General features: G+C 29.9%; 25 protein-coding genes and 1 pseudogene. 14 read left to right on the top strand and 12 right to left on the bottom strand.

What is annotated here, in order from left to right; translation table 11 throughout:
* The 3 genes and pseudogenes from CAMP18497_RS05330 to CAMP18497_RS05320 all read right to left on the bottom strand — a co-directional run.
* A partial coding sequence (locus CAMP18497_RS05330) for a ribbon-helix-helix protein, CopG family (protein ID WP_263678054.1) occupies positions 1-219 on the bottom strand: 219 nt, incomplete at its 3' end.
* A gap of 10 nt (positions 220-229) precedes the next feature.
* A complete protein-coding gene (locus tag CAMP18497_RS05325; RefSeq protein WP_337212939.1) occupies positions 230-793 on the bottom strand; it encodes a bacteriohemerythrin in 564 nt (187 codons plus the stop codon).
* A gap of 87 nt (positions 794-880) precedes the next feature.
* Positions 881-1,461, bottom strand: a pseudogene (locus CAMP18497_RS05320) (bacteriohemerythrin).
* A 132-nt stretch (positions 1,462-1,593) separates the two neighbouring features.
* Here CAMP18497_RS05320 and dccR point away from each other — a divergent pair.
* Both dccR and CAMP18497_RS05310 read left to right on the top strand, forming a co-directional pair.
* On the top strand, positions 1,594-2,259 hold the full coding sequence (gene dccR, locus CAMP18497_RS05315) for a two-component system response regulator DccR (RefSeq protein ID WP_047208461.1): 666 nt from the start codon (positions 1,594-1,596) through the stop codon (positions 2,257-2,259).
* Positions 2,222-3,475 carry a sensor histidine kinase gene (locus tag CAMP18497_RS05310; RefSeq protein WP_263678058.1) on the top strand — a complete coding sequence of 418 codons (1,254 nt, stop codon included), beginning with the start codon at positions 2,222-2,224 and terminating at the stop codon, positions 3,473-3,475. The genes dccR and CAMP18497_RS05310 overlap by 38 nt, the downstream gene beginning before the upstream one ends.
* A 2-nt stretch (positions 3,476-3,477) precedes the next feature.
* On the opposite strand, the gene CAMP18497_RS05305 is transcribed toward CAMP18497_RS05310, so the two are convergent.
* Genes CAMP18497_RS05305 through ribE form a run of 3 tightly spaced genes read right to left on the bottom strand, consistent with a single transcriptional unit; the run spans position 3,478 to position 4,926 of the window.
* Positions 3,478-3,684 (bottom strand): hypothetical protein, encoded by a 207-nt coding sequence (locus CAMP18497_RS05305; protein ID WP_214135366.1) that lies wholly within the window; start codon positions 3,682-3,684, stop codon positions 3,478-3,480.
* Position 3,685: 1 nt separating this feature from the next.
* On the bottom strand, positions 3,686-4,354 hold the full coding sequence (gene pgeF / locus CAMP18497_RS05300; RefSeq protein WP_337212934.1) for a peptidoglycan editing factor PgeF: 669 nt from the start codon (positions 4,352-4,354) through the stop codon (positions 3,686-3,688).
* Entirely contained in the window at positions 4,318-4,926 is a 609-nt protein-coding gene (gene ribE, locus CAMP18497_RS05295; protein WP_337212932.1) for a riboflavin synthase, read from the bottom strand. Before ribE ends, pgeF begins: the two co-directional genes overlap by 37 nt.
* A gap of 122 nt (positions 4,927-5,048) precedes the next feature.
* Between ribE and mnmG the strand changes: the two genes are divergently transcribed.
* The 12 genes from mnmG (at position 5,049) to argS (ending at position 17,382) form a co-directional block, all read left to right on the top strand.
* A complete protein-coding gene (mnmG, locus tag CAMP18497_RS05290) occupies positions 5,049-6,899 on the top strand; it encodes a tRNA uridine-5-carboxymethylaminomethyl(34) synthesis enzyme MnmG (protein WP_263678061.1) in 1,851 nt (616 codons plus the stop codon).
* Between the two features lie 162 nt (positions 6,900-7,061).
* Positions 7,062-7,565 (top strand): ubiquinol cytochrome c oxidoreductase, 2Fe-2S subunit, encoded by a 504-nt coding sequence (locus tag CAMP18497_RS05285; protein WP_039618773.1) that lies wholly within the window; start codon positions 7,062-7,064, stop codon positions 7,563-7,565.
* Between the two features lies 1 nt (position 7,566).
* On the top strand, positions 7,567-8,811 hold the full coding sequence (locus tag CAMP18497_RS05280) for a ubiquinol cytochrome c oxidoreductase, cytochrome b subunit (RefSeq protein ID WP_039618771.1): 1,245 nt from the start codon (positions 7,567-7,569) through the stop codon (positions 8,809-8,811).
* Between the two features lie 2 nt (positions 8,812-8,813).
* Positions 8,814-9,941, top strand: a complete 1,128-nt coding sequence (locus CAMP18497_RS05275) for a c-type cytochrome (protein WP_337212929.1) — start codon at positions 8,814-8,816, stop codon at positions 9,939-9,941.
* Positions 9,942-10,114: 173 nt separating this feature from the next.
* Positions 10,115-10,900 carry a 30S ribosomal protein S2 gene (gene rpsB / locus CAMP18497_RS05270; RefSeq protein ID WP_012661799.1) on the top strand — a complete coding sequence of 262 codons (786 nt, stop codon included), beginning with the start codon at positions 10,115-10,117 and terminating at the stop codon, positions 10,898-10,900.
* Positions 10,900-11,976: a translation elongation factor Ts gene (gene tsf / locus CAMP18497_RS05265; RefSeq protein ID WP_039626638.1), complete on the top strand. Its 1,077-nt coding sequence runs from the start codon at positions 10,900-10,902 to the stop codon at positions 11,974-11,976. The genes rpsB and tsf overlap by 1 nt, the downstream gene beginning before the upstream one ends.
* 2 nt (positions 11,977-11,978) lie before the next feature.
* On the top strand, positions 11,979-12,614 hold the full coding sequence (locus CAMP18497_RS05260) for an ABC transporter ATP-binding protein (RefSeq protein ID WP_337212926.1): 636 nt from the start codon (positions 11,979-11,981) through the stop codon (positions 12,612-12,614).
* Positions 12,601-13,371, top strand: a complete 771-nt coding sequence (gene fliR / locus CAMP18497_RS05255; RefSeq protein ID WP_337212924.1) for a flagellar biosynthetic protein FliR — start codon at positions 12,601-12,603, stop codon at positions 13,369-13,371. Before CAMP18497_RS05260 ends, fliR begins: the two co-directional genes overlap by 14 nt.
* Before the next feature lie 60 nt (positions 13,372-13,431).
* A complete protein-coding gene (locus CAMP18497_RS05250; RefSeq protein ID WP_337212922.1) occupies positions 13,432-14,925 on the top strand; it encodes a hypothetical protein in 1,494 nt (497 codons plus the stop codon).
* Positions 14,922-15,536, top strand: a complete 615-nt coding sequence (locus tag CAMP18497_RS05245) for a deoxyguanylate kinase / guanylate kinase (RefSeq protein WP_039628617.1) — start codon at positions 14,922-14,924, stop codon at positions 15,534-15,536. Before CAMP18497_RS05250 ends, CAMP18497_RS05245 begins: the two co-directional genes overlap by 4 nt.
* A 1-nt stretch (position 15,537) precedes the next feature.
* Positions 15,538-15,777 (top strand): twin-arginine translocase TatA/TatE family subunit, encoded by a 240-nt coding sequence (locus tag CAMP18497_RS05240; RefSeq protein WP_039618758.1) that lies wholly within the window; start codon positions 15,538-15,540, stop codon positions 15,775-15,777.
* A 9-nt stretch (positions 15,778-15,786) separates the two neighbouring features.
* Positions 15,787-17,382 (top strand): arginine--tRNA ligase, encoded by a 1,596-nt coding sequence (gene argS / locus CAMP18497_RS05235; RefSeq protein ID WP_337212919.1) that lies wholly within the window; start codon positions 15,787-15,789, stop codon positions 17,380-17,382.
* Here argS and CAMP18497_RS05230 read toward each other — a convergent pair.
* From CAMP18497_RS05230 to CAMP18497_RS05205, 6 genes are all read right to left on the bottom strand, one after another.
* Positions 17,379-17,897, bottom strand: a complete 519-nt coding sequence (locus CAMP18497_RS05230) for a threonine/serine exporter family protein (RefSeq protein WP_039618755.1) — start codon at positions 17,895-17,897, stop codon at positions 17,379-17,381. The genes argS and CAMP18497_RS05230 overlap by 4 nt on opposite strands.
* The gene (locus CAMP18497_RS05225; protein WP_337212916.1) at positions 17,894-18,670 is read right to left on the bottom strand and encodes a threonine/serine exporter family protein; all 777 of its coding nucleotides are present in this window, start codon (positions 18,668-18,670) and stop codon (positions 17,894-17,896) included. The genes CAMP18497_RS05230 and CAMP18497_RS05225 overlap by 4 nt, the downstream gene beginning before the upstream one ends.
* 149 nt (positions 18,671-18,819) lie before the next feature.
* Complete coding sequence (locus tag CAMP18497_RS05220; protein ID WP_337212914.1) at positions 18,820-19,425, bottom strand: DedA family protein; 606 nt, start codon at positions 19,423-19,425, stop codon at positions 18,820-18,822.
* Between the two features lie 49 nt (positions 19,426-19,474).
* The gene (locus CAMP18497_RS05215; RefSeq protein ID WP_337212912.1) at positions 19,475-19,903 is read right to left on the bottom strand and encodes a trehalose-6-phosphate synthase; all 429 of its coding nucleotides are present in this window, start codon (positions 19,901-19,903) and stop codon (positions 19,475-19,477) included.
* A gap of 48 nt (positions 19,904-19,951) precedes the next feature.
* Positions 19,952-20,434: a peptidylprolyl isomerase gene (locus CAMP18497_RS05210; RefSeq protein ID WP_263677775.1), complete on the bottom strand. Its 483-nt coding sequence runs from the start codon at positions 20,432-20,434 to the stop codon at positions 19,952-19,954.
* A gap of 9 nt (positions 20,435-20,443) precedes the next feature.
* Positions 20,444-21,151, bottom strand: a complete 708-nt coding sequence (locus CAMP18497_RS05205) for a YebC/PmpR family DNA-binding transcriptional regulator (protein WP_337212910.1) — start codon at positions 21,149-21,151, stop codon at positions 20,444-20,446.
* Between the last annotated feature and the right edge of the window lie 31 nt (positions 21,152-21,182).

The following is a 21,182-nucleotide window of genomic DNA, read 5'->3' as shown; positions in this document are numbered from 1 at the left end:
GCATTTTAATTTTTTGATAATACTATCTAGCTTTTTACTATCTCCATCTTTTAGATCTTCTAAAGCTTCTATAGCTGGAGCAAAATCTTCCATCTCATCAAGATAATTTTCTAAAGCGTTGCGTAAAATTTCAGCTTTTTTCTTTTTAGAAAATTTCGCAGTTTGATTTAAGCGTTCGTAAAGTTCTTCTGAAAGAGTTAGAGTATATCTTTTATTCATTGTATAGCCTTTATTTTGGTCTTATTGCTTCTTGACAAGCTTTACATTTATAATTTGTGTTAGTTGTTTGTATTTTTTGGTGAATTTCATAAGGAACTTTGTGAATTTTATCTGCACAAGAACAAATGTATTCATAAAATTCTTGCAATTCACCTAAGTTTGTATTTTTGTCTTTTTTGCTAAGTTGGGCTTGATGCCATTTTTCTATTTTTATATCTTCTCTTAAAATATGCTCTAAAAGCCATTTAGACGCAATAATATTGAGTTTTTCTTTTAAATCATTAGTACTTTTTAAATTTTGAATCAAATCTATCATGGATTGAATAATGCTTTTGTGAATTTTTTGATGATTAGCAAGTTCAGGATAGCCTATTTTCGCCATATATTTTTCTTCTTCGGCAAAATGTTCTTTCATATAATTGAAAAAATCCGCAAGTAAAAATTTAATCTGTCCTTTATGAATAGGTTTATCCGAAATCATCTCAACATTGGCAGCAAGTTCAAAAAGTTTTTGGTGCTGCTTGTCGATTTCTTCATTGTGAATACTATATTTGTCGCACCATTTTGGTAACATACTAAAACCCCTTGTTTGGTTTGTGGGAGAGTTCTTGATGTATTATAATTTACAATATTTTAAATTATGATTAATTTTTATTAAATTTCAGTTTTTTTCTTTACATAAAATTAAATTAGTAGAGCATTTTTTACATTTAAATTGTGCTTTAGAATATTGTATTTTTAAATGAATATCATAAGGGACTTTGTGGGTTTTTCCTTCACATTGACATTGATATAAAAATTTTTTGGTTTTGGTTTTTCTTTTTCGAAGGTGTCTGAAGAATTCTTTGCTTGTGTGCTTTGTCTCCAATGTTCTATCATCATATCATGCTGAATGATGTGTTCTATAAGCCATGAATTAACCACTATGTATAATTTTTCTTTTAGGTCATTGGTGCTTTTTATGCTTTGTATGAGTTTTACCATAGATTGTGTGATTTGTTTACGCATAAGTTTGTGTTGGTTTAAATAAGGATAATTAATCTCAGCCATATAGTTTTCCTCATCTTGAAAATGAATTTTAATATAGTGAAAAAATTCAGCAACTATCTTTTTAAGTTCTACTTGATAAATCGATCTATCTGAAATTTCTTCAACTCTAGTAGCAAGCTCGAAGAGTTTTTGGTGCTGGGCATCAATTTTTGCATTATTAATACTGTATTTTTGATCCCATTCAGGTAGCATAACAAATCCTAAGTACAAAATATAAAACGGTTAATATTTTATAAATATTTGGCTTTAACTCCGCTAAATTCACATTTAATTTACACAAAAAAAATATAATGTTTTAAGTAAAATATAATAAAAAGGTTAAAAATGGCCACACAAATTCTTTTGTTAGAAGATGATATTAATTTAGGGGAAATTGTTAGTGAATTTTTAGAAGAAGAAGGTTTTGTAGTTACTTTAGTAGATAATGCTCAAGATGCACAAGATAAAGCTTATGAGAAAAATTTTGATTTATGGATTTTAGATGTAAAAGTTCCACAAGGTGATGGTTTTAGTGTGCTTAAAAATTTAAGAGAGGCAGGTAAATACACACCGGCTATTTTTATGACTTCATTAAATACTACTATGGATTTGCAAAAGGGATTTGAAAGCGGTTGTGATGATTATATTAAAAAGCCTTTTGAATTGCAGGAGTTAAAAATAAGAATTAATGCTATTTTAAAGCGTTCTTTTGCTCATAAAAATGAAGATTATGAAGACTTAGGAAATGGTTTTAAATTTGCTTTTGTTTCGCAAACTTTATACCAAGATGACAAGCCTTTAACCCTGCCTTTAAAAGAATTAAAGCTTTTATCTTTACTTTTAAAAAACAAAGGTAAATTTATAGATACTGCTTGTATTTTTGAAGAAATTTGGGAGTATGATCAAGAGCCAAGCGAACTTAGTTTAAGGGCTTATGTAAAAAATTTACGAAAAATTTTAGGTAAAGATAGCATTGTCAACCAAAGAGGAAGAGGGTATTGTTATGTATGAAGCCAAGCGCGTTGCATGGCAAATTCTTTCTTTGTATTTAGTAAGTATAGGAAGTGTTCTTATAGTGCTTTTTGGTGTATGGTATGCAAAGTTAATAGAAGAATTAGTAACTGAGCATAGCATAAAATTAAGACAAGAACACCGTTTTGTAATTTTACAAATGGAAAAATTACGTTTTGAGCCTATAGAAAAAGGTGCTAGAAAAATTGCTCAAATTTCTAATATAAAATTTGCAATATTCGATAGAACAAAAGTTTATTTTTCTAACCTAGATTTGCCCGCTCAAACAACTTTTTTTAAACTTAATAATGCAAATATTTATAATAATAACACTCTAATTTATGTAGCTGATGTGAATTTAAATAATTTATTGCTTGCAAACGCGCAAAGTCAAAATGCTTTAGAAATTTTAGGTGATGTTAATCGTTTGAGGGTTTTAGTACAAGGTGATGATATTTCTAAAGAGCTTGGATTTATAAGGTTTAAAGTAGCTTTGGCTATGGTTTTTTCTTTGATTTTTGTAAGTATAATGGGGTATTTAATCCTTAAATTTGCGCTCAAGCCTTTAGAAATGAGGATAAGATTTTTAAATAATTTTATAAAAGATACTACTCATGAGATTAATACGCCAATTAGTGCGATATTAATGAGTGTAGAGAGTTTGGAAAGAAAAAAGAATTTTGAAGAAATTAAGGCTTTAAAGCGTGTAAAAATAGCGGCTTTGACTTTGAGTCATTTGTATTCAGATTTAACTTTTTTAAATTTTTCTCAAGCTTATGAAGCTAAAAAAGATTGGATATTTTTAAAAGATTTGATTAAAGAAAGAATGGAGTATTTCAAGATATTTTTGGAGCAAAAAAATATCGACTTAGAGCTTAGCTTGGAAAATGATGGAAAAATTTATGCTAACAAAGAGCAGTTTTTTAAAATGTTTGATAATCTTGTTAATAACGCTATAAAATATAATATAAAAAATGGTTATATTAAAATAACACTTTTAGAGCAAAAACTTATAATAACAGATAGTGGTTGTGGTATAGCAAAAGAAAATTTGGCTAATATTTTTGAACGTTATTCAAGATTTAATGAAAATCAAGGTGGTTTTGGTATAGGGCTTTCTTTGGTAGATAAAATTTGTAAAGAGCATAATATAAAAATAAAAGTAGAAAGTGAACTAAATAAAGGAACAAAATTCATTTTAACTTGGAAAAATTAAAATTATTTATTGCTCATTTTAGCCTTTTCTTTAGCATTTATAAGCGTTGTGATAAATTCATTTAAATTTTTTGTATCGTTTTGATTTAGAGTTTGTGGGGTGTGGTTTAGCATTTGAGTGATTAAAACTTCGTTGCTTAGGTCGTTATCGCCAAATTCTCTAGCCTTTTGTAAAAGTTTCAAAGCAAGTAAATTTTTTACTTCATACATTTTAATCCTTTAAATAAATCACGCTAGCAATGCGCTTTGGAGTTTGGTTTTTTCTATAAGAAAAAAATCTCTCATCATCAAATGTGCAAAGATTGATATCAAAAATATCATTAACACCTAATTCTTTTGCTTGAAATTTAACTAATGCTTTTAAATCAAGCTTATTTTCATGTGAAAAAGGTGCAAAATTTTCTTTGCTATAATTTAAAATCTCGCCATTAATTTCATAATTTTTAGCACAAATTCCTGCTGAAATGATGAGTTTTAAATTCTTTGTTTGAGTGTTAAAGCTTTTTTGCATTTTTAAAACAGCTTCTTTTAAGATATTTTCAAAACAACCTTTTCTACCTGAATGCAAAGCTGCTACGGCTTTATTTTCATTATCATATAAAAGCAAAGGCAAGCAATCAGCACTTAAAATACACAAAGCTATATTTTTTTCATTGCTAATTATCCCATCAGCGTTAAAATGAAAATCTTTATTATAATGAGTGATGATATTAGAATGAATTTGATTTAAAAATATACACTTTTTTATTGAATTTTCCCAAGGAAAAATATTATCATGAAATTTTGCTCTAAAAATATTATAATCTTGATCAAAAGCTACAAAAGCTTTTGCAAAATCATTTTCTAATAAAGTGATGTAATTTTGTCTATTTGTTGCCATGAGATTTCTTTTTTATAATTTAATTGTCTGTGCATATATCTTGCCAAAAGATCGCTTTCTATATTCACGCGTCTTCCTATGGTGTAATTTTTAAACAAGGTTTCATTAAAGGTTACGGGAATGATAGTTAAACGAATATCATCTTTTAAAACTTCATTGATAGTTAAGCTCACCCCATCTATGGCTACACTTGCTTTATTTGCCATATAAATTTGTATATCATCAGGACATTTAATATAAAAATCAACCCCGTTTTCCTTTTTAGAAATATTAGTAATTTCACCTATACCATCAATATGTCCTTGCATTAAATGTCCATCTATTCTATCGCCATAAGCTAGTGCAGGTTCAATATGTACATAATCTTTTAAATTTTCAATAGCTATGTGAGTTCTTGTTTCATAAGAAAGTTCAAGGTTAAAACCATCATCAAAAAGTTTTGTTACGCTCAAACACGCACCATTAACTGCTATGCTATCACCTAGTTTTGGTTTGTAGTTTGCTTTTAATCTTAAAGTGTTGTTTTGATATGATTTGACAAAGGCTAATTCGCGGATTAATCCATTAAACATTCAATACCTTTAATTTTTATGAGATTTTATCTAAAACTTTTAAATTTCAAAAAGTATTTTTAGTATTTTATTTTAAAAAATATTATATAATTTTTGCCTTTTTATAAAAATGAGGTCAAAATATGTATGATATAATCGTAATAGGTGGCGGGCATGCTGGAGTTGAGGCTAGTGCTGCTGCCGCTAGAATGGGTAAAAAAACTTTACTTTTAACTACTTTAATCGAGCAAATTGGTGCTGCAAGTTGTAATCCCGCTATAGGCGGTTTAGCAAAAGGACATTTGGTAAAAGAGCTTGATGCTATGGGTGGACTTATGGGACAAATTACTGATGAGGCTGGAATTCAATTTAGAATTTTAAATGAAAGCAAAGGTGTTGCAGTGCGCGGAAGTAGAGCGCAAATTGATATGGACGCTTATAGAATTTGTGCTAGAAATAAGCTTTTAAAACTTGAAAATTTAGAAATTTCTCAAGAGCAAGCTTTGTCTTTACTTATAGAAAATGATGAAGTTAAGGGTGTTAAAACTAATTTAGAAAATACATATTTTGCCAAAAAAATCATACTTACAACAGGAACTTTTTTAAATGGACTTATCCATATAGGTGAAACCAAGCTTCAAGCAGGTAGGGTAGGTGAGCTTGCGTCTGTAAATTTGGGAGATTACTTAAAACAAAGTGGTTTAAAAGTAGGAAGATTAAAAACAGGAACTTGTCCAAGGGTTGACGCTAAAAGTATTGATTTTAGTGTTTTAGAAATTCAACCCGGAGATGAAAACCCTAAAGCTTTTAGTTTTAAAACGAAAAATTTCAAGCCTAATCAACTTCCATGTTATATAGCAAGAACAAATTTAAAAACACATGAGATTATAAAAAGTAACTTTTACCGCGCTCCGCTTTTTACAGGGCAAATTGAAGGTATAGGACCAAGATATTGTCCTTCTATAGAAGATAAAATTAATCGTTTTGGTGATAAAGAAAGTCATCATTTATTTATAGAGCCACAAACTAAAGATGCGACAGAGTATTATATTAACGGTTTTTCTACTTCTTTACCTTATGAAGTGCAAATTGCGATGTTAAGAAGTATAAAAGGTTTTGAAAATGCTAAAATCACGCGTTTTGGTTATGCTATAGAGTATGATTACATTGATCCAACAGAGCTAAAGCATACTTTAGAAACTAAAAAGATTAAAAATTTATATTGTGCTGGACAAATTAATGGAACTACTGGTTATGAGGAAGCTGCTGCGCAAGGTTTTATGGCAGGAGTAAATGCGGTTTTAGCAATTGATGAAAAAGAACCTTTTGTGCTAAGGCGTGATGAAGCTTATATAGGGGTGTTGATTGATGATTTAGTGATGAAAGGCACCAAAGAGCCTTATAGAATGTTTACTTCAAGAGCTGAGTATAGACTGCTCTTAAGAGAAGAAAATGCTATTTTAAGACTTGGAGAATATGGATATAATTTTAAACTTTTAAGTCAAGAAGATTATGCATATATTGATAATATAAAACAAAATGTTGACAAAGGACTTGAGTTTTTACTTCAAACTACATGGACACCAAGTAAGCAAAATAATGAATTTTTACAAAGTATTGAAGAAGAAAAGATCACTTCAATAGTGAGCTTGCAAAAAATTGTTGCAAGAGCTAGTTTTAATATAGAAAAATTAAAAGCTTTAGATGAAATGTTTAAAAATATGGATGAGTATTCTTTAAATGAAATTTTAAATGAAGCAAAGTATTATCATTATATAGCAATGCAAAAAGCACAAATTGAAAAAATGAAAAATTTAAATGATTTGAAAATTCCTGAAAAATTTGACTTTAAAAGTGTGAGTGGATTGAGTAATGAAGTGGTGGAAAAACTGCAAAAATTTAATCCACCAACTATTTTTGCTGCTTCGCAAATTAGCGGTATTACTCCTGCTGCTTTGGATATTTTACATATTTATATCAAAATGAAAAAATAAACTAATTTATATAGTATCTATTGCCTTAAATAAAATAGATACTATCTTTTTTAAACAAATACTTTTATATCTTAAACAAGGCTTTTTGTATCAAAGAAAAAATTTATCATTTTTTAGATAAACTGCTATGCTTTACATACAAATCAAAACAAAGGAAGTAAAATGGCTACATCTGAAAGTAGACGAAGCTTTATGGGCTTTGCCTTTGGAACAGTAGCTGCTGTGGGTGGTGCTTTTTCATTAGTTGCAATGAAAAAAACATGGGATCCGCTCCCAAGTGTAAAAGCAGCAGGTATTACTACTGTAGATCTTTCTGGTATGAAAGAGGGCGAGCTAAGAACAATTGAATGGCGTAAAAAGCCTATATTTATCTTAAAAAAAGATGCAGATATGGCAAAAGATAGCAATAGAGATGTTGTTGTAGGTGATGTTGCTTATACTGTAGTTATTGGTCTTTGTACGCATTTAGGCTGTATTCCAGCTTATGCTCCAAGTGAAAAATTATTTAAGTGTGCATGCCATGGTGGCGAATTTGACACCAGTGGTAAAAATGTATTTGGTCCTCCTCCAAGACCTTTGGACATTCCTCCTTTTAGAATTGATGGAACAAAATTAGTATTAGGCGAAGAAGGTCCAGAATATAAAAAAATGATCGCGGAGGCTTAATATGGCACAGATAAAAAAAGCAAACGGTATTGTAGATTGGCTTGATCAAAGACTAGCTGTAAATAAGCTTTTTAATGTTTTAATGGCTCAATATTGGATACCAAAACAAATTAACTTCTTATGGGCAATGGGTGTTATTTTAACCACTCTTTTTGCTATTTTATTTATTTCAGGTTTATTTTTGGTAATGTATTATAAGCCAGATGTGGCTTTGGCTTTTGATAGCGTAAATAAAACTATCATGCAAGAAGTAGAGTATGGTTGGCTTTGGCGTCATATGCACGGTGTGGCTGCTTCGGTTGTATTTTTAATCATATATATTCACATGCTAACAGGAATTTATTATGGCTCTTATAAAAAGGGTCGCGAGATGATTTGGATTAGTGGTATGCTTTTATTTGTTGTATTTTCAGCAGAAGCATTTAGTGGGTATATGCTACCTTGGGGACAAATGAGCTTTTGGGCTGCTCAAGTTATTACTCAGCTTTTTGGTGGAATTCCTTTTATAGGTGATGCATTGGTTATTTGGATAAGAGGAGATTTTGCAGTTTCAGATCCAACTTTAACTAGATTTTTTATGCTACATGTATGTTTATTGCCTATTGTAATTTTGGCAATTATTGCATTCCACTTTTATTCTTTAAGAATTCCTCATGTAAATAATGAAATCTCAGAAGAAATTGATTTTGATTTAGAAGCTGAAAAATATTTAGCAGGTGATACAAAAGGTTCTAAAGTTATTCCTTTTTGGCCAGGATTTTTAGCTAAAGATTTTATGTATATTGCACTATTTATGATTTTCTTCTTTTACTTGGTATGTTTTAAATTTAATTTTGCAATGGATCCAATCAATTTTGACCCAGCAAATTCTTTAAAAACACCTCCTCATATTTATCCTGAGTGGTATTTCTTGTGGAGTTATGAAGTTTTAAGAGGATTTTTCTTTGATGTTGGAAGCATTAAGGCTTTTGATATAGGACTTGCAGCATTTGGTATAGCACAAATTATTTTCTTCTTGTTACCTTGGCTTGATAGAAGTGATGTTGTAAAACCAGCACACGAAAGACCAATGTTTTTTGTATGGTTTTGGGTATTATTGATAGATTTAATTGTACTAACAGTTTATGGAAAGCTTCCTCCAACAGGAATTAACGCTTGGATAGGATTTTATGCTTCTATGGTATTTTTACTATTATTGTTAGTGGTCTTACCAATTATTACTATCATGGAAAGAAAAAGGGGCTAATAATGAGAGAATTAAAAATATTTTTTGTAGTTGTCTTTTTCACAGGTTTAGTTTATTGGGGGGTTGAGCCTTATGCACATTCAGTGATGAATCCTCCTTCAACTCCGGTTAATTTTGACTTTGCAAAAGCTGATGCAGAATTTACCAAAGGTGAAGTTGCTTTAAAAGAAAAAGCAGCAACGGATGCTAACGCTTCAGGAAGTGAAAAAGCTATAGCTAATGCTCAAAAAGCATTAGAGCTTGCTAAAAGCCAAGAAGAAGCTACTAAGCAATTATGGGAAAAAATCGCAAAAATCGATTTTAGCAAAGGTAATGCACAAAAAGGAAAAGAGCTTTTTGAAGGAAATTGTATTGCATGTCATGGTGTAAAAGCTGCTGGAATTCCTGCTACTATCACAGATTCTTCTTTAGGTGTAACACCTCCTGATTTAAGTGATGCGGGCGCTATTTATGATGAGAAATTTTTAACCGCACTTATCATTGATCCGGTTAAAGCTTTGCAAATTTCACATAAATTTAATGATGAAAATCCATTCTTAATGCCTGCTTATCCTTTAAGTGGCGATGAAGCACAAGATAATCAAGATTTAGCAGACTTAATTGCATTCTTTAAAAATACAGCTAGTGAATATGAAAAAGAATTTGATGCAAAATTAAAAGCTGATTTAGAAGAAAAATATGCTAAAAATCAAGAGCTTTCAGAGCAAGCAAAAACGGCTTTAATTGCAAAAGAATTTGATTTTGCTAAAAATAAACATACGTTTGAAAATGCTTGCGGAAGATGTCATGATGTAAAATATGATGGCTTTGTTTCAAGCTCAAATATGACTGATTTAAAAAATTATCTTGGTATGACGCCTCCAGATTTATCTATGATGATTCGTTCTAAAGGCGCGCATTATCTTGAAATTTTCATTAACGAACCTCAAAAGAAAATTCACGGTACTGCTATGCCAAGAGTTGGCTTAAATGAAAAAGCACAAACTCAAGTTATTAATTATCTTGAAAAAGTTGGTGATAGTAAAAAAGAAGAAAGAGAGCAAACAGGAATTTATATTATGATATTCTTTGCTATCTTAAGTATTTTTGCTATAGGTTGGAAAAGATCAGTTTGGTCTAAACTACACTAATTTACTCAAAGAACGCCTTGTGGCGTTCTTTTTCTTCAATAATAAGCTAAATATAAAATAAAATTTGATATAATATTTTTTCATTTCACACGCATTAATTTCCTTATTAGGTTGCTTATGGGTTAAAGAATGCGGAGGAATAAACCTAATTATTTTATTTCAAGGAGAATTTCATGGTAAGCATGAGAGATTTATTAGAGTGCGGTGTGCACTTTGGACACCAAACAAGAAGATGGAATCCAAAAATGAAAAAATTTATTTTTGGTGAAAGAAAAGGTATTTATGTAATTGATTTACAAAAAACACTTAGATACTTTAGATATACATATAATATCGTTCGTGATGCTGCTGCAGAAGGTAAAACAATTTTATTTGTTGGTACTAAAAAACAAGCAGGTGGAGCGATTAAAGAATATGCTGAAAAATGCGGTATGCCTTATGTAAATCACAGATGGCTTGGTGGTATGATGACTAACTTTGGAACTATCCGCCAATCTATTAGAAAATTAGAAGTTATAGAAAAAATGGAAGAAGATGGAAGCATTAAACTTTTAACTAAAAAAGAAGCATTAATGCTTACTAGAAAAAAAGAAAAGTTGTTAGCATATCTTGGTGGTATTAGATATATGAAAACTCAACCTGATATGATTTTTGTTATTGATACTGTTAAAGAAAAAATTGCAGTACAAGAAGCTAATAGATTAAAAATCCCTGTAGTTGCTCCGCTAGATACAAACTGCGATCCTGACTTAGTTGATTTCCCAATTCCAGGAAATGATGATGCAATTCGTTCGGTTCAACTTTTCTGCCAAGAAATGGCTGAAGCAATCAATGAAGGTAAAGCATTAAGAGAGCAAGATGGTGAAGCAAATGAAGAACAACCAATCTCTGAAGAAGAAAAAAAAGAAGTTTTAGAAGAAGCTATGAGTGAAGAAGATTTTGAAGGAGATAAAGAATAATGGCTGAAATCACTGCACAAATGGTAAAAGAACTGCGCGAAAGTACTGGCGCAGGTATGATGGATTGTAAAAATGCTCTAAAAGACACAGATGGTGATTTTGAAAAAGCAGTGCAACTTTTAAGAGAAAAAGGACTTGGAAAAGCTGATAAAAAAGCTGATCGTTTAGCCGCTGAAGGTTTAGTAAGCGTAAAAGTAAGTGATGATTTTAAATGTGCAACTGTAAGTGAAATTAACTCAGAAACAGATTTTGTTGCTAAAAACGAACAATTTATTGCTTTAACAAAAGATACAACAGCACATATTCAAGCAAAGAGTCTTCAAAATGTTGAAGAATTACATTCAAGTGAGATTAATGGTGTTAAATTTGAAGAGTACTTAAAAAGCCAAATTGCAACTATTGGTGAAAATTTAGTTGTTAGAAGATTTGCTACTTTAAAAGCAGGTGCTAATGGCATAGTAAATGGCTATATTCATACTAATGGTCGTGTTGGTGTGGTTATTGCTGCAGCTTGCGATAGCGAAGCTACAGCTAGCAAGTGTGGAGAATTTTTAAAGCATATTTGTATGCATATTGCTGCAATGAAACCAAGTTATCTATCTTATGAAGAACTTGATATGGATTTTGTAGAAAATGAATACAAAGCTTTAGTTGCTGAGTTAGAAAAAGAAAATGAAGAAAGAAGAAGATTAAAAGATCCTAACAAGCCAGAGCATAAAATTCCAAAATATGCAAGTAGAAAACAATTAACTCAAGAGGTAATTCAAGCAGCTGAAGAAGCTATTAAAGCTGAGCTTCAAGCACAAGGTAAGCCAGAAAAAATTTGGCCTAATATTATCCCAGGTAAGTTAAATAGTTTTATAGCAGATAACTCTCAACTTGATAGCAGACTTACTTTAATGGGTCAGTTTTATGTAATGGATGATAAAAAAACTATCGAGCAAGTAATTGCTGATAAAGAAAAAGAGCTAGGCGGAACTATCAAAATAGTTGAATTTATTCGCTTTGAAGTAGGTGAAGGTCTAGAAAAGAAAACCGAAGATTTTGCTGCTGAAGTTGCTGCGCAAATTGGTTAAAAATGGAACTTTTAAAAGCGGAAAATTTAAGCCATAGTTTTGATGTTCCGCTTTTTGAAAATTTAAATTTTGCTGTAAATGCAAAAGATTGTATTGCAATATGCGGAAGTAGTGGATGCGGCAAATCCACTCTTTTGCATATTTTATCTACCTTATTAAAACCTCAATTAGGAAAAGTTTTTTATAATAATCAAGACTTATATGGTTTAAATGATGATGCTTTGCTAGAAATTCGTAGAAAAGATTTTGGGATTATTTTTCAAATGCATTATTTGTTTAAAGGTTTTTTGGCTTTTGAAAATATAGAACTTGCGAGTGTTTTAAGCCGACAGAATATTGATTATGAATTATTAAAAAAACTTGATATTGCAGATTTAATGAATCAAAAAATCACAAAGCTAAGCGGTGGACAACAGCAAAGAGTAAGTATAGCTAGGGTTTTAAGCAAAAGGCCAAAGATTATTTTTGCTGATGAAGCTACTGGAAATTTAGATTTTAAAAATGCTTTAAATGTAATGGATATTTTGATTGATTATATCAAGAAAAATAACGCAGCTTTGATTTTTGTTACGCATGATCAAGAGCTTGCTAAAAAATGCGACAAGGTTTTTCACTTAAACAATCATGGAATTTGTTAAATATTTAGGCGATGAAAATGTAGTTATTTTCATGCTTTTGTTTGCTAGAATGAGTGGGTTAATAGTTTTTTTCCCTTTTTTTTCTTATAATAGTATACCTTTGGTGGTAAAAACAACCTTAGCTTTATTTTTAACAATGTTTTTATATCCTTTGGCAAAGCTTGAGGGCAATACACCTGATTCTTTTTTTATTTTACATCTTTTAAGTGAAGTACTTTTTGGTATGATGGCAGGGTTGATTTTGCAAATGACTTTTGCTATTTTACAAATGGCAGGTGAGCAGGTTTCTTTTACCATGGGATTTTCTATGGCTAGTGTTATGGATCCTACAACTGGTACAAACACACCTGTAATCTCACAAGTTTTAAATTTATTAGCTTTACTTGTATTTTTGGCCTTTGATGGACATCATTTAGTTTTACTTTTTATATCTAATTCGCTAGAATACATTAGTTTAGGTGGGTTTTATCCGCATGAAAATTTAATGCTTTATTTAAATAAAGCCATGGTAAATATTTTTGTACTTGGTTTTTCTATGGCTTTTCCGGTTTTGGCTATATCTTTATTATCAGATGTGATTTTTGGTATGCTTATGAAAACTATGCCACAATTTAATCTTTTAGTGGTGGGGTATCCTATTAAGATATTCTTATCTTTTGCAGTGCTTATTGCTATTTTGCTTATTATGATGCAGTATTTTAAAAATTTAACAATGAAAAGTTTTGAGCATATGGAATTATTATTTTTTAATATATAAGCAATAAATAATTAAAAATGTTTTAAAATAAGATATTTCTTTAATTTTGGGAGATGACAGATGAAGGTTTTGCTGATAAATTCTAATACGGCTGTTTCAAAGCTAATCAGTTTAGGTGTTCAAAAATTAGGTTATGATTTTGAAGAAATTACAAATACTGAGGAGCTTGGAGAATTTTATGATGTTATTATCATAGATCATGATATTGAAGCTAATTTAGATGATTTAAAAAGCAAATGTAATAGATTGATTTGTTTATTACCTAGAAATCAAGAGCAAGTAGAAGGCGTAGAATGTTTATATAAACCTTTTTTGCCAACTGACTTTATAGAGCTTTTGGGTGGTGAAAAAACTTTAAATGAAGATAAAAATAATACTTTAGAAGAAGATGAATTAAATTTTGACGATGATATTTTAATTGATAAAGATACACCTTTGGATGGAAATGAACTTTTAGCTGGTATTGACTTGTCTGAGCATGAAGAGAGTTTAAGTGAAGATGATTTAAGTTTGCAAGAAGAATTTTTTGAAGAAAATTTAGATGATGAATTAAAAGTTGACAATATACCTGAAACAACAGATGTATTAGTAGATGAAAAAAAAGATGATTTGACGTTGCTAGATGATTTACATGGAGAAAATATAGAAGAAAATATAGAAGAAAATATAGAAGAAAATATAGAAGAAAATATAGAAGAAAATATAGAAGAAAATATAGAAGAAAATATAGAAGAAAATATAGAAGAAAATATAGAAGAAAATATAGAAGAAAATATAGAAGAAAATATAGAAGAAAATATAGAAGAAAATATAGAAGAAAATATAGAAGAAAATCCCGCCAAAATGGATTCTTTTGATGAATTGCCTATGGTTGAAGAAATGGGTGAAAAAGAGATGAGTTTTGATGATTTGCCTGAGGATGCTCAATTTATTGGGGAAATAAAAGAAAATAATAGCGTTGTAGAAGAAAATGAACCTTTGGTAGAAGAGCTTTTAGAAGATGAAGCTATGGAATTTGAGCCAGAAGAGGAATTAAGCACTCAAGATAAAATAAAAGAAGAACTAGCTGCTATTGATGAACTTGATGAAGAGTTGAATGGTCTTGATGAGGAGTCAATGCAAGATTTTGATACTCAAGAAGCAAGTAATAATGAAAATGCGCAGGTTTTAGATTTAGAGGAAAATATAGAGGAAAATATAGAGGAAAATATAGAGGAAAATATAGAGGAAAATATAGAGGAAAATATAGAGGAAAATATGGGCGCAATTTTAGATGATACACAAGATGAGTTTGCAAATTTAAATGAAAATGATATTATGTTAGCTTTAGGTGAAGAGCTTACTCCAGTTATTGCAGAAAAGAAAGAGGAGAGTAAGATAAATACTGAAGAAAAAGTAGAAAATTTACAAGAAGATGAAATGGTAAATGAACTTAGTAAAAGCATAGCTCAAACTATTACTTCAAGCATTACTGATGATACTTTAAAAGCAGCCTTAAAAGGCATGAAAATGAATATAAACATTAATATAAGCTTTGATGAGGATAAACATTGAGTGGTCAAATTTTAATTATCTCAGGACCAAGTGGAGCAGGGAAGAGTACCTTGCTTCAAAGGCTTTTTAAAGAAAAAGATAATATTTATTTTTCTATTTCAAGTACAACAAGAGCTCCTAGGGAAAATGAAAAAAATGGAGTAGATTATTTTTTTATCAGCGAAGAAGAATTTAAACAAGGCATAGAAAAAGGTGATTTTTTAGAATGGGCTTTGGTGCATAAAAATTATTATGGCACTTCGTTAATCCCCGTAAAAAAAGCATTGCAAGAGGGTAAAAGTGTCGTTTTTGATATTGATGTGCAAGGTTTTTGTATAGCTAAAGAAAAAATGCCTGAATATATTACTTCTGTCTTTATTACAACCAAAAATAAAAAAGAACTTGAAAAAAGATTGCTTAAGCGAAATACTGATAAAATAGAAGATATTAGCAAAAGATTAGAAAATGCTAGCGATGAAATGGCTTATTTGGATCGATATGATTTTTTAATCATAAATGATGATCTTGAAAAAAGCTATAGGGAATTAGAAGCAGTTTTTGAAGCTTCAAAATTAAAAAGTACAAAACATGATTTAAAACAAATTCAAATTCAATGGAATAAAGGAGAATAAAATGCATATGCCAAGCGGAACTCAATGGTTGATTATATTACTTATTGTGGTGTTACTTTTTGGTGCAAAAAAAATTCCAGAGCTTGCTAAAGGCTTAGGAAAAGGTATTAAAACTTTTAAAGATGAAATGAACACAGAAGATGATAAAAAAATCGTTCAAGAAGATGCGCAAAAAATTGAAAAAATCAATGAAAAAGATGTGCTTGTAAAAGAAAACAATGAAGAAGTAAAAAAAGCTTAAGGCAAAACATTGAAAACTTTAGTTTATAAAGAAATTAAAGAAAAACTAGGAAGAGATTTTATCTTAGAAAATCCTAAGAATAAAAATCTAGCCCATTTTGCTACACCTTTGGCTTTTTCTTTAGCCAAAGAATTAAAGCAAAACCCTATGATAATTGCTAATGATATTGTTGCTAAGTTAAAAGATTGTGATTGTTTTGAAAGTGTAGAGGCTTTAAATGGTTATGTAAATTTTAAGCTTTCAAGAGCTTTTTTAAATTCTTTAGCTACACAAGCTTTGAGCGATAGTGAGAATTTTGCAAAAGATGATAAAAAAGAGCAGAGTTTTTTACTTGAGTATGTGAGTGCAAATCCAACAGGGCCTTTACACATAGGACATGCTAGAGGAGCTATTTTTGGCGATACTTTAACTAGGGTTGCTAGGCATTTAGGATATAAATTTGATACAGAGTATTATGTCAATGATGCGGGTAATCAAATTTATCTTTTAGGTCTTTCTATATTACTTGCAGTGAAAGAGCATTGTTTAAAAGAGCAAGTTCAATATCCTGATGAGTATTATAAAGGTGAATATATCGTAGATGTAGCAAAAGAGGCTTTTGCTGAATTTGAAAAAGATTTCTTTGTAGAAGAAAACATTCCGCAATTAGCACTTTGGGCTAAAGATAAAATGCTTAAAATTATCAAGCAAAATTTAGCCGATGCTAAGATATTTATTGATGCTTATGTGAGTGAAACAAGCTATTATAATGAATTAGAAAATACTTTAAAAGCTTTAAAAGAGCATGGTGGTACTTATGAGCAAGATGGTAAAATATGGCTTGCATCAAGTGCTAAAGGCGATGAAAAAGATCGTGTGATTATTAAAGATGATGGAAAAGGAACTTATTTAGCTGCTGATATAGTTTATCATAAAGATAAAATGAGCCGTGGTTATGATAAGTGTATTAATATATGGGGAGCTGATCATCATGGCTATATAGCTAGAATGAAAGCTGCTATGGAATTTTTAGGACATGATAGTCAAAATCTTGAAATTATTCTAGCGCAAATGGTTTCATTATTAAAAAATGGCGAACCTTATAAAATGAGTAAAAGAGCAGGAAATTTCATCTTAATGGGTGATGTTTTAGAAGAGCTTGGTAGTGATGTGCTAAGATATATTTTTATTAGTAAAAAATGTGATACACATTTAGAGTTTGATGTAGATGAGTTTAAAAAAGAAGATAACTCTAATCCTGTGTATTATATTAATTATGCTCATGCGAGAATTCATCAAGTATTTACTAAAGCAGGTAAAAGTGTAAATGATGTTATGCATGCTAAATTTGAGAGTTTAAATGAAGATGGTATGAATCTTTTATTTGAAAGTTTAAATTTAAAAGCAGTACTTAATGATGTATTTGAGTCAAGAGCCTTGCAAAAAATTCCTGATTATTTAAAAAATTTAGCTTCTTTATTTCATAAATTTTATAATGAAAATAAAGTAGTTGGCTCAAGTAATGAAGATGAGCTTTTAAAACTTTTTGCCGTATGTGCTTTAAGTATTAAAACAGCTTTTGCACTTATGGGAATAGAGGCAAAAAATAAAATGAATCACGATTAATTTTGGTCGTGATTTTTACTTTTTTTAATACTTCTTGTCATCATAAAGCTTTGCTCAAAAAACAAAAGTAAAGTCACGCTTACTCCTACTGCTAGAGCTAGTGTTACTGAAAGCGTTGTAAAAAAATGATCGAAAAATTGAATCAAGAAATTAGTCTTTTCGCTAATATCCTCTGAGCGTATAAAAGAAATCAAATACAATATGGCTTTATATGCATAAATTCCAGGTATCATAGGAATGAGAGCGGGAAAAGCTATGATTTCAGCAGGTGTTTTAAAAATCTTAGCTAAAAATAAACCAAGACAGCCTATGCTAAAAGAAGCTATAAAGGTTGCAATGGCTAAGGTTTGAAAGCCAAAATACCCCATCAAAGTAAAGCGCATACCATGAGCTATAGCAGCTAATATGGCTGAAAGTATGAGTGTTTTAAAGGGTGGATTGCACACATAAGCAAAGCCAAAACCTGTTAAAGCTGCAAAAAACATATCCCAAAGTATAGAAGAATAATCAATCATCTTAAAATCCCAAAATCACTAATACTAAGAGTAGTATAAATTCCAATGGCAATACAACACACTAATATCGCTACGCTTATAATACGACTAAGTCCCATGAGTATATGATCTTTTAAAATGTCTATAACGGAGTTTATAAAATAAACACCAGGAATTAAATACAATATACTAGAACCCAAAGCAACATTAGCTTCTTGCACGAGTTTTAAATCCACTCCAAAAAATACAATAAAAGAGGACAAAAAAGAACAAATAATGTATTGAATTCTTAAATCAATTTTTATTCTAGTGAGTAAAACTCTTAAGCTAAAACCTACTAAAGTAGCTAAAAATACAAATAAACAGCCGTAAAAATCTCCCCCAAATAGCTTGCAAAATGCTGAGTTTGCCACTGAAACTAAAAATAAATTCGCTAAAAAAGGATTTCTTTTACTTTGTTTGAGCTTTAAAAGAGAAAATTTAGCTTCTTCTAGGTTATATTTATGATCATGAATTTGCCAGCTTAATGCGCTAAGTGCTAATATAAGTTTAAAATTAATATGATTGTGTTTATTAGGTATGATATAGGTTCTTTGTATGGAATTATCATCTTTATCAAAAATATTTAGCGTAGTATGATGAAAGAAAAAATTCATGTTAATCTCATAACCATATGCATTAGCTATTCTTCCAACGCACTTTGCCACTCTTGCTGTGTAAGTTCCAGCACTTAGAAAAACACTAATGTATTCGATTAAAAAATTAGTTAAATTTTGAATTGATGGTTTTTCCATAGTATTTTCTTTGAAATATTTTTATAAGATTTTATCAAAAATCAAATATAAAATCGTATAAATTTAAATGTTTTTAGAAAAATATATATTAAATTAAAGAAAATTATAAAATACCTAGCTAATGAAACCAGGTATTTAAAATTGAATTTTTAAGATACCTTTTTTCTTTTTTGGATATAGATATAAATAGCTACAATCATAGCAGCAAAAACAATACAAGCTACAATAACAAAATGCAGATATTCTTTGATTAAATCTTCATTTTTACCTAAAATATAACCTAATATAAGTAAGATTAAACACCAAATTCCAGCCCCCAAACTAGTATAAAATATAAATTTTTTTAAATTCATTCTCGCAAGTCCGGCAGGTAAAGAAATATATTGACGCAAACCTGGGATTAATCTACCACTAAAGGTAGATATTTCACCATGTTTATTAAAAAAAGCTTCAAACTGAGCAAATTTTGTTTCATTAACTCCAAAATATTTGCATATTTTTAAAAGAACTTCCCGCCCTAAAAAATAACATAAATAATAATTAAGCAAAGCTCCTAAAAGAGCTCCAAAAGTCCCACAAAATAGACATAGCCAAAAGTTAAGCTCGTTTTGATGAGCTAAATATCCAGCAGGTATCATCACTACTTCGCTAGGAAAAGGAAAAAAGGAACTTTCTACAAACATAAGAAAAATAATCCCCCAATAACCCCAATCTTTTGCAAGAGCGAGTAAAAAATCTATAATATCACCAAGCATAAATAACCTTTATTTTTTATGCTAATGATATAAGTTTAGTTTTAATGTTTTAAAAATATAATATTGCTTTTGCACAAATGACTATTAAAATACATAAAATCAATGCAATCAAATGAGATTTTAAAGGATCTTTTCTTTTTAAAACTTTTATAAAAAATAAAGAGTAAAAAGTCAAAACTAGCATTGTTATTAATAATAAAAGTTTGATAAATAAAAATATGCCAAAATTACTTGTAAAAAAATCCCAAAAAGAGTTAATTTCATAAAAATTCAAAAGATAAAATCCACTTAGTAAAAGTAAGATGAAAATACCAGCAAAAATAAAAATACTTGATTTAGTATAGGCTTTTTTGATTTTATCGCAATCTTCTTTACTTTGGTGTTTATAAGCAAAGCGATAAACACATACATCAAAAAATACATAAGCTATAAAAAATACAGCACAAATAAGATGAATACAAATAAAAATAAAATGCATAGTTAATCTCCTTAAAAAATCATAGCACAATTTTAAGGAGATGTAAAATTAAAGTTTTTCTAAAATTTGGATAGTTTTGATTTTATCTCCTGCTCTAATGCTATCTAGTACTTCCAAACTTTCTTTATCTTCAGGATTGATTTGTCCAAAGATAGTATGTACTCCATCCAAATGAGGTTGTGGACTGTGGCAAATGAAAAATTGCGATCCACCTGTATCTCTACCAGCATGAGCCATAGATAAGCTACCTCTTAAGTGCTTGTGTTTTTGATCGTCACATTCACATTCTATCTCATAGCCAGGACCACCTGAACCTATACCATAAGGACAACCACCTTGTATTACAAAATTTGGAATCACACGGTGAAAAACAAGCTCATCATAAAAACCATCATTAGCTAAGTTAGCAAAATTACACACAGTTTGCGGTGCTTCATCGGGAAATAATTCTAATTTCATATCACCTTTTTCGGTGCTAATGATAGCAAAATTGTATTTTTTTGCATCTTTTGTGTCGATTTTTTTAAGCATTTTTTGCTCCTATTCTATGTTGGTATAAACTGCTTGTACATCATCATCATCATCTAATTTATCAAGCAATTTTTCAATATCAAGAAGTTGTTCTTCGCTAAAATTTACAGGATTGTTAGCAAGGTATTCAAGTCCTGCTTTTTTAAGCACTAAACCTTTTTTTTCTATAGCATTGCTAAGCTCACCAAAAGCAGTGTAATCACCTATAATTAGTAATTCTTCATCATTTTGTTCAAGTTCTTCAAGTCCTGCATCAATAAGTTCAAGCTCAAGTTCTTCCAAATCTCCATCATATTTTTCAAGATGAAAAACAGCTTTATGTGAAAACATAAAAGTTAAAGAGCCATTTTGTAAAATTTCTCCACCATTTTTACTAAAAATCGCTTTTACATTAGCCACTGTGCGTGTAGGATTATCACTCATACACTCAACGATGATTAAAGCTCCATGTGCTGCTTTTCCTTCATAGTGGATATTTTTAATATCAGCACTATCTTTTCCACTTGCTCTTTTAATGGCTGCATCGATATTGTCTTTTGGCATATTATTAGCTTTTGCAGTAGCTATAGCACTACGAAGCTTTGGATTCATATCAGGATCAGCTCCGCCTTCTTTTGCTGCTACTTGTATAGCCTTTGCAAGTTTTGGAAAAAGTTTGCTCATTTTATCCCATCTTGCTTCTTTAGAGGCTCTGCGATATTCAAACGCTCTTCCCATAAATTCTCTCTTTCTTATATTGTTTTAAAGT

The organism is Campylobacter sp. W0066.1 (assembly GCF_024723635.1).
Lineage (GTDB): Bacteria > Campylobacterota > Campylobacteria > Campylobacterales > Campylobacteraceae > Campylobacter_D > Campylobacter_D lari_C.
The sequence above is the reverse complement of the archived record's forward strand: the minus strand, read 5'-3'. Positions and strand labels throughout refer to the sequence as shown.

Coding starts and splice junctions, on each gene's coding strand:
- rpsB (WP_012661799.1), top strand. CDS start 10,115: ATGGTAAGCATGAGAGATTTATTAGAGTGCGGTGTGCACTTTGGACAC.
- fliR (WP_337212924.1), top strand. CDS start 12,601: ATGGAATTTGTTAAATATTTAGGCGATGAAAATGTAGTTATTTTCATG.
- mnmG (WP_263678061.1), top strand. CDS start 5,049: ATGTATGATATAATCGTAATAGGTGGCGGGCATGCTGGAGTTGAGGCT.
- CAMP18497_RS05260 (WP_337212926.1), top strand. CDS start 11,979: ATGGAACTTTTAAAAGCGGAAAATTTAAGCCATAGTTTTGATGTTCCG.
- CAMP18497_RS05250 (WP_337212922.1), top strand. CDS start 13,432: ATGAAGGTTTTGCTGATAAATTCTAATACGGCTGTTTCAAAGCTAATC.
- dccR (WP_047208461.1), top strand. CDS start 1,594: ATGGCCACACAAATTCTTTTGTTAGAAGATGATATTAATTTAGGGGAA.
- CAMP18497_RS05230 (WP_039618755.1), bottom strand. CDS start 17,897: ATGATTGATTATTCTTCTATACTTTGGGATATGTTTTTTGCAGCTTTA.
- ribE (WP_337212932.1), bottom strand. CDS start 4,926: ATGTTTAATGGATTAATCCGCGAATTAGCCTTTGTCAAATCATATCAA.
- CAMP18497_RS05240 (WP_039618758.1), top strand. CDS start 15,538: ATGCATATGCCAAGCGGAACTCAATGGTTGATTATATTACTTATTGTG.
- CAMP18497_RS05205 (WP_337212910.1), bottom strand. CDS start 21,151: ATGGGAAGAGCGTTTGAATATCGCAGAGCCTCTAAAGAAGCAAGATGG.
- CAMP18497_RS05225 (WP_337212916.1), bottom strand. CDS start 18,670: ATGGAAAAACCATCAATTCAAAATTTAACTAATTTTTTAATCGAATAC.
- CAMP18497_RS05275 (WP_337212929.1), top strand. CDS start 8,814: ATGAGAGAATTAAAAATATTTTTTGTAGTTGTCTTTTTCACAGGTTTA.
- pgeF (WP_337212934.1), bottom strand. CDS start 4,354: ATGGCAACAAATAGACAAAATTACATCACTTTATTAGAAAATGATTTT.
- CAMP18497_RS05305 (WP_214135366.1), bottom strand. CDS start 3,684: ATGTATGAAGTAAAAAATTTACTTGCTTTGAAACTTTTACAAAAGGCT.
- tsf (WP_039626638.1), top strand. CDS start 10,900: ATGGCTGAAATCACTGCACAAATGGTAAAAGAACTGCGCGAAAGTACT.
- CAMP18497_RS05285 (WP_039618773.1), top strand. CDS start 7,062: ATGGCTACATCTGAAAGTAGACGAAGCTTTATGGGCTTTGCCTTTGGA.
- CAMP18497_RS05215 (WP_337212912.1), bottom strand. CDS start 19,903: ATGCATTTTATTTTTATTTGTATTCATCTTATTTGTGCTGTATTTTTT.
- CAMP18497_RS05210 (WP_263677775.1), bottom strand. CDS start 20,434: ATGCTTAAAAAAATCGACACAAAAGATGCAAAAAAATACAATTTTGCT.
- CAMP18497_RS05325 (WP_337212939.1), bottom strand. CDS start 793: ATGTTACCAAAATGGTGCGACAAATATAGTATTCACAATGAAGAAATC.
- CAMP18497_RS05220 (WP_337212914.1), bottom strand. CDS start 19,425: ATGCTTGGTGATATTATAGATTTTTTACTCGCTCTTGCAAAAGATTGG.
- CAMP18497_RS05280 (WP_039618771.1), top strand. CDS start 7,567: ATGGCACAGATAAAAAAAGCAAACGGTATTGTAGATTGGCTTGATCAA.